We start from the raw sequence: 6,257 nt of genomic DNA, 5'->3' as shown, positions 1-6,257 counted from the left end.
AAAACCCGGGATTACCAGCTGGGGACAAATCAAATTCGGCTATGCCGAAAATGTGGAACAAATGATTCAGCGGATGAAATTTGATATTTTGTACATCGAAAACATGTCGCTCGCTATGGACATCAAAATAATCTTCTATACTCTGCTGATTATTCTCAAAGGAACAGGAAAATAAAGTAACAGATATGAAACATATAGACAATTTTAACTTCAAAAACAAGCGGGTATTAATAAGAGTGGATTACAATGTCCCGCTGGATGAAAATTATAAAATCACAAATGAAAGCCGCATAACTGCCTCATTGCCAACCATCAGGAAAATCCTGCAAGATGGAGGGAGCATCATTTTAATGTCTCACCTCGGCAGACCCAAAGGAGGTTATGAAGAAAAATACTCTTTGAAACATCTGATTACAAGCCTCTCCAATCATCTGGAACGAAAAGTCAGCTTTGCTCCTGACTGTATTGGTGAAGAAGCTTATGCCATTTCATCGGATTTAAAGCCGGGAGAAGTTTTATTGCTTGAGAACCTCAGGTTTTACAAGGAAGAAGAAAAAGGGGATGTTGCGTTTGCAGAAAAACTCTCAAAACACGGGGATTTTTATGTTAACGATGCCTTTGGAACGGCTCACCGTGCACATGCTTCCACTACCATAGTAGCACGTTTCTTTCCCGGAGCCAAATGTTTTGGCTACCTGATGGTAAAAGAAATCGAGAGCATAGAGAAGGTGATGAAAAACAGCGAGAAACCTGTTACTGCCGTGATTGGCGGAGCAAAGGTTTCCGACAAGGTGCTGATCATTGAAAACCTTATGGACAAAGTGAATTATCTGGTTATTGGCGGTGGAATGGCATATACCTTCATGAGGGCAAGGGGCGGAGCAACCGGCAATTCACTGGTGGAGGAAGATCGTATTGAACTGGCTGCTCATCTGATCAAAAAAGCAGAGGAAAAAGGTGTCAGCCTCCATCTACCTGAAGACTCGGTGGTGGCAGATGCTTTCAGCAATGATGCAAATACAGGAATATCAGACAGTAACAAAATAGCAGATGGATGGATGGGACTCGATATCGGCCCGAAAGCCATCGAAAAATTTTCATCCGTGCTGCTTCAATCCAAAACTATTTTGTGGAACGGGCCAATGGGAGTTTTTGAAATGGAGAAATTTAAGAAAGGAACCGTTGCCATTGCGGATGCCATAGCCCATGCCACCGAAAAAGGAGCATTCTCATTAATAGGCGGAGGAGATTCAGTGGCCGCTGTCAAACATTTTGGATATGCAAAAAAGGTTAGCTATATCAGCACAGGTGGAGGCGCTATGCTCGAATTCCTCGAAGGGAAAGAGCTGCCGGGGATTAAGGCGGTTATGGAAGAATAAGGCGTTGAAAGTGAGTTTGCTATTCTTTTCTGTACAACATTGCCAATCTTTTGATTTTTAGCAATAATCTGTATCAGAAATATACTCCGGGGGTTATTCATAGTTTCATTATACTGAATCATTAAAATACAAAATCATTCATGAAATACCTGTAAATTTTCAGGTAAAAAGCAATAATTTTCATAATCTCCCGATTATTTTTTATAAACCATCGTACATTTGTATGATATAAAAAATCATTGCCATGAAAAAACTCATAAGTTTATCGAAATCAATCAACATTCTGGTGATTGTATGCTTTTTTCTTCCTTTCGTCATTCTGGACTGCGAAGATAAGAGCGGAGAAAAACAAAATGCTGAAAATGAACAGGTTAAACCGAAGGTAGCAGTAACTTTCGACACATCTGATATCGTAAGTCCTGACAGTAATGCCAGCATTTCAACCGGTGAAAATGTCATACAGCCTGATTCCTCCGGATCTAAACAAGGCAAACGTGAAAAATTCATTAATAAAATCAGTCTGCCTGACGGAAAAGCTTATTCAGTTTTGGGCATTTTTATCCAGTTGTGGCCAATATTGATTTTCGGTATTGTCGCCTTTATTTTTGTTTTCATCTTTTACCTTCAGTTTTTCAGGCAAAGGCCCGTTCATATCCTGATTTTACTGATACTTGCTTTCATTTTGCTATGCATCGGATTTTTTAAGTATAAGCCAGATCTTTTACGATATGGCTTTTACCTCACCTGGGCATTCAATTTACTCATGTTGATTCTGGAAATTATTATTCTCAGAAAGATGTCAGCTGAAAAGAATTGAAGGAAAAGTATAGTATAAAAACATTTTAAAACATTCATTATGAGAAACTTATTTTTAATTTTATTACTAACTTCCGCATACATTTTTCCAAGCAGATCACAAACTTTTAAAGATTCACGCGATCAGCAGGTCTATAAAACCGTTGAAATCGGGAATCAGGTGTGGATGGCTGAAAACCTGAAATACAAAATGACCGGAAGTTTTTGCTTTGACAAGGTGCAGGCATATTGCGACACCTTTGGCTATCTTTATACTTACAAAGCAGCCACCAAAGCCTGTCCAGCAGGCTGGCATCTTCCTTCCAAAGCAGAATTCATGGAACTCATCAATTATCTTGGCGGAATGGAAAAGGCAGGTGCCTCCCTGATCAAAGGTGGAAAGTCCGGTTTTGATGCATTACTTGGAGGAGATTATACTTCAGACAATGACTTTTTTTATGGAATAGGCCGGCATACAAGTTTCTGGAGCTCTACCATTGCCAATGCAGAGGATGCTTTTACAATGGAAATCCATGAAGAAGATTACAGCCTCGCTGTCTATCAGAATCTGTTCGAAAACGGTTATTACGTCAGGTGTTTGAAAAACAAATAAATCTTCAGCCACACAAGGATTTTTGCCTGAGAAAGTGATCCGCTGTTACTATTGCAGCCATAGCTTCCACTACAGGAACTGCCCTGGGTATTACGCAGGGATCATGACGTCCGGGCTTATTCTCAAGTATTACTTTTTCTCCTTCCCTGCTGTAAAAAACCTGATTTTGTTGAATCGTTGAAACCGGTTTAAAGGCAACTTTAAAGAAAATATCTGCTCCTGTGGTAATTCCACCCAAAACACCACCGGCATGGTTGCTGAGCAAAACGACCTCCCCTTTTTCGTTTAACCCGAAATAATCATTGTTTTCGGAGCCTTTCATCTGAGCCGACCTGAAGCCATCCCCGATTTCAAATCCTTTGGTAGCATTGATACTTAACATGGCTTTTGCCAGATCAGCTTCAAAACGGTCAAAAACAGGTTCACCAAGCCCAGCCGGACAATTTTTTATAAAGCAGCCGATAACTCCTCCCAGACTATCCCCCTGTTTTTTTGCTTCCTCAATAAGCTGATGCATTTTCTCTGTCAGATCTTTGTCAGGACAACGCACCAGACTTTCTTCCACCTGATTTTCAGAAATATTTTCACTTAAATTTTCCAGAGAGAGATAGCCAATGGAAAAGGTAAATGCAATCACATTAATCTGGTATTTAGAAAGCAGCATTTTAGCTACTGCACCGGCCGCAACCCTTGCAGCCGTTTCGCGGGCAGAGGAGCGACCCCCTCCGCGATAGTCAAAATGGCCGTATTTTTTCCAGTAAGAAAATTCCGCATGGGAAGGGCGGAATAAACCTGCATATTGCTGATAATCTTCACTTTTTGAGTCTGTATTTTTGATAAGAATGGTAATCGGAGCTCCTGTGGTTTTGCCATCAAAAATTCCGGAAACAACCTCAGGAATATCCGGTTCATTGCGGCTGGAAGTAACATCTGATTGTCCCGGCCTTCTGCGGGATAATGCTGTCTTCAATAATTCAAAATTAAAATGCAAATCAGGCGGGCAACCGTCAATGGTAACCCCAATCAGGGGCCCGTGGCTTTCTCCGAAGGTTGTGATTCTGAATAATTCTCCAAAGCTATTTCCAGCCATTTCACAATGATTTAGAGTGCATAACGGAACATAATACCAAGGTTTTCAAGGTCATTCCAGAATGCCGGATAAGATTTTTCGACCACATCGGGGTCTTCAATCATTAATTCCCGGTGCAAGCAAAGAGCAGGGACAAAGCTCATCACAATACGATGGTCGCTGTAGCTTTTAATGACATTGTCAAAAAAGGAAATTTGGTGTGATTCTTCTCCGATCAGGCTGCTCTCCGTACTGCTTACCTTCATGTTCAGTTTCTGAAGTTGTTCTTCAAGGGCGGCAACCCTGTCGCTTTCCTTGATCCGTAAGGCATGAATTCCTTCAAAGCGGAAAGGAATTTTGAGTGCGGAGCATATGACCGCAAAAGTGGGAGCCAGATCAGGATTGGCCCGGAAGTCGTATTCAAACTTTTTGATTTTTCTTTTAGTCCTGAAGATTGAAATGCTGTTTTTATTATAAACCGTTTCAACGCCAAAAGGTTTCATCAGTTTTGCAACAATGGAGTCGCCCTGCCAACTATCTTTGTGCAATCCCGGCAGTTCAATTTCAACGTCATCATTCATGGCTGTCAAAGCATATAAATAAGAAGCAGAAGACCAGTCGCTTTCCACAGTCAGGTTAGCTGGTTTATACTCCTGTGGGGCAATATAAATATGTTTCCCCTTTACACTGACCTTAATCCCATAAAATTCAAGCATTTTAAGCGTCATTTTAATAAATGGGAAGGAAATAGGGTCTCCCATGAGTTCCATTTCAATGCCATTTTTCAGCTTCGGTGCAATGAGTAAAAGTGCTGAGATATATTGGCTGCTGACGGTAGCATCCACCTTACACTTCCCTCCTTTAAGCTGTTTCCCTCTGATTCTCAGTGGCGGATAACCCTCCCTGCCAAGATATTCAATATCAGCGCCAAAGCCTTTTAATACATCAACAAGGTTCTTGATTGGACGCTCTTTCATCCTTTCCGACCCTATCAGATCCCATTCCCCTTCCTTGATTGCATAATAAGCAGTCATAAACCTCATGATGGTGCCTGTATTGCCTGTGTTGATTATCTTTTCATTTTCATTTTCAAGAATACTGATTAATTTTTGGGTATCTCCGGCATTTGAGAGGTTTTTGACAGGAAATTTCTGACCACTTAATGCCCTGATCACCAGTGCTCGGTTGCTGATACTTTTGGAACTCGGGAGTATGATTTTTCCTTCGATTTTAGGATTAATGCTTTCAATTTTGATTTTCTTCATGGCTAAATTTTACTAATAATTCGTTTACCAAATCCTTATCAATTAAAATATCTTTTTCAGCATTTGCCGGAGCTTTAATTAAAGTAAAGGCAATATTATTGTTCCTGTTTTTCTTATCTGCCAGTAAAAATTCAATTAAAACAGGGATGTCGGCCTCTTCTATTGCTATATCACCATAAAAATTTGAAATGCTTCGCTCTATTTGCTGATAATGGTCTGAAGACAACATTTTCATTTCCTTTGCCAGAAAGCTTTCAATGACCAGGCCCTGCGCAACTGCCTTTCCATGTGAAATGGGGCTATTTTTCTGAAAAGAAAATGATTCAAGTGCATGTCCGACAGTATGTCCGGCATTTAACAATTTTCTGTCTCCCTTTTCAAAAGGATCTTTTTCGACAATATTCAGTTTAAATGATACACATTTGTCAATCAGTTCAGTAGTGATGTCAATACGCTGGGTGTTCAACATGATTTGCAACTGTTCCCATAATTCAGCATCAAAGAGAAGGGCATACTTAACTACTTCAGCAAAGCCGGAATGAAGTTCATCTGCCGGAAGAGTTTTGAGAAAATCGAGATGAATGCCAACAGCCAAAGGAAAATGAAAGGTTCCTATCTGATTTTTGAAATCGTTCAGGTTGACTGCTGTTTTTCCGCCAATGGCAGCGTCCACCATGGCCATCAGACTGGTGGGTATGTTGATGTAGTCAATTCCCCGTTTGAAAACCGATGCACAAAAAGCACCCAAATCACACACCACACCACCACCAACATTGATTATCAGACTATTGCGATCGGCTCCGGCTTCAAGCATTTTTGAAGTAATATTAGCTACTGAATGTAATGATTTCGAAGACTCTCCTGAAGGGACAACAAGGTGGCGGGCGGGTTGCAGGTAACTCATTTCACTGTCAATCTTTTTCCTGCAAAATTTAAACGAATTTTCATCGTAAATAAAAAAGAAAGAGGAATATTTGCCGGAAGAAATCAATCCGGATAGGGATGTAAACATTTCTTCCCCGTAAAAAATGGAATTCCTTATCTGACTCAGTTTGCCCGAATTTAAAAAGTCCTGTGTTGTTGAAATACTCAAAATAACTATTTCAGGTAAAAAATTCAAACGACAAAGATAGCAG

The 6,257-nt window shown here is 40.4% G+C and carries 7 protein-coding genes; 4 read left to right on the top strand and 3 right to left on the bottom strand.

Features of this window, described 5'->3' with window-relative positions:
• The 4 genes from GX437_05385 to GX437_05370 form a co-directional block, all read left to right on the top strand.
• On the top strand, window positions 1-175 hold a 175-nt coding region (locus GX437_05385), incomplete at its 5' end, for a sugar transferase (GenBank protein NLJ07083.1).
• A 10-nt stretch (window positions 176-185) separates the two neighbouring features.
• Window positions 186-1,379 carry a phosphoglycerate kinase gene (locus GX437_05380; GenBank protein ID NLJ07082.1) on the top strand — a complete coding sequence of 398 codons (1,194 nt, stop codon included), beginning with the start codon at window positions 186-188 and terminating at the stop codon, window positions 1,377-1,379.
• Window positions 1,380-1,623: 244 nt separating this feature from the next.
• Window positions 1,624-2,196 carry a hypothetical protein gene (locus GX437_05375; GenBank protein NLJ07081.1) on the top strand — a complete coding sequence of 191 codons (573 nt, stop codon included), beginning with the start codon at window positions 1,624-1,626 and terminating at the stop codon, window positions 2,194-2,196.
• 39 nt (window positions 2,197-2,235) lie between these two features.
• Window positions 2,236-2,787, top strand: coding sequence for a hypothetical protein (locus GX437_05370; GenBank protein NLJ07080.1), 552 nt, complete (start codon window positions 2,236-2,238; stop codon window positions 2,785-2,787).
• 4 nt (window positions 2,788-2,791) lie between these two features.
• On the opposite strand, the gene aroC is transcribed toward GX437_05370, so the two are convergent.
• The 3 genes from aroC to aroB are packed head-to-tail and all read right to left on the bottom strand — an operon-like array spanning window position 2,792 to window position 6,214.
• Window positions 2,792-3,877: a chorismate synthase gene (gene aroC, locus GX437_05365; GenBank protein NLJ07079.1), complete on the bottom strand. Its 1,086-nt coding sequence runs from the start codon at window positions 3,875-3,877 to the stop codon at window positions 2,792-2,794.
• 11 nt (window positions 3,878-3,888) lie between these two features.
• Window positions 3,889-5,121, bottom strand: a complete 1,233-nt coding sequence (locus GX437_05360) for a 3-phosphoshikimate 1-carboxyvinyltransferase (protein ID NLJ07078.1) — start codon at window positions 5,119-5,121, stop codon at window positions 3,889-3,891.
• A complete protein-coding gene (gene aroB / locus GX437_05355; protein ID NLJ07077.1) occupies window positions 5,102-6,214 on the bottom strand; it encodes a 3-dehydroquinate synthase in 1,113 nt (370 codons plus the stop codon). The genes GX437_05360 and aroB overlap by 20 nt, the downstream gene beginning before the upstream one ends.
• Window positions 6,215-6,257 lie beyond the last annotated feature (43 nt).

The sequence above is a fragment of the Sphingobacteriales bacterium genome, assembly GCA_012517435.1.
Lineage (GTDB): Bacteria > Bacteroidota > Bacteroidia > CAILMK01 > JAAYUY01 > JAAYUY01.
This window is presented reverse-complemented; position numbering and strand designations above follow the sequence as displayed.

Coding starts and splice junctions, on each gene's coding strand:
- GX437_05380 (NLJ07082.1), top strand. CDS start 186: ATGAAACATATAGACAATTTTAACTTCAAAAACAAGCGGGTATTAATA.
- aroC (NLJ07079.1), bottom strand. CDS start 3,877: ATGGCTGGAAATAGCTTTGGAGAATTATTCAGAATCACAACCTTCGGA.
- GX437_05360 (NLJ07078.1), bottom strand. CDS start 5,121: ATGAAGAAAATCAAAATTGAAAGCATTAATCCTAAAATCGAAGGAAAA.
- GX437_05375 (NLJ07081.1), top strand. CDS start 1,624: ATGAAAAAACTCATAAGTTTATCGAAATCAATCAACATTCTGGTGATT.
- GX437_05370 (NLJ07080.1), top strand. CDS start 2,236: ATGAGAAACTTATTTTTAATTTTATTACTAACTTCCGCATACATTTTT.